Source organism: Cupriavidus sp. 05T313, assembly GCF_056396665.1.
The window spans coordinates 1-519 of record NZ_JBFTLX010000600.1 but is presented as its reverse complement, the minus strand read 5'-3'; the positions used below and the strand labels follow the sequence as shown (position 1 = coordinate 519).

The window sequence follows — 519 nt, the reverse complement described above, 5'->3', positions numbered from 1 at the left end:
TAGGTGGCCAGCGGACCCAGGACGGCGGTGGAATCGGCATACACGTACGTCAGGGTGGCTACCGCCGACTGGCGGCAGGCAGACCTTGAACATTGACGGATAGCTCCCACGACATCACAGACTACCCCTTCCCCGGCGAAAAGCCGCGCATTGCCGCCCAGGCCGACGCGCCCCCAGGGAACAGCGGATGTATCGCGTAAATCCTTCCCCGGGTTTACAGTCGATGTATGYAGTCATCGAACCATGAATCAGGTTTTTCGGTCCGGTTGGCTGACCCGGATGCCCCTGTGGCAACGGGTACGGAGACCAGTGGCAGGAGCTTCTCCCGGCGGCGCCGGAACCGCCATGGGCGTGGCCTCCGCGGCGAGGTGATGCTGCCCACCCACCCCGGATACCGGACCCGCGCCGACCGCTTTGACGACATGGTGCTGGACTCGGCCCAGCGGCTGCACGACATCTGGGGCAAGACCCTGGACGGCGTGCGGTTCGGCGTGGATGAAATCCCACCGGAGCTGGAAC

1 protein-coding gene is annotated in these 519 nt (G+C 65.1%); it reads right to left on the bottom strand.

Features of this window, described 5'->3' with window-relative positions:
• A partial coding sequence (locus tag AC1DKD_RS41945) for a DUF3499 family protein (protein WP_477144826.1) occupies positions 1-110 on the bottom strand: 110 nt, incomplete at its 3' end.
• Between the last annotated feature and the right edge of the window lie 409 nt (positions 111-519).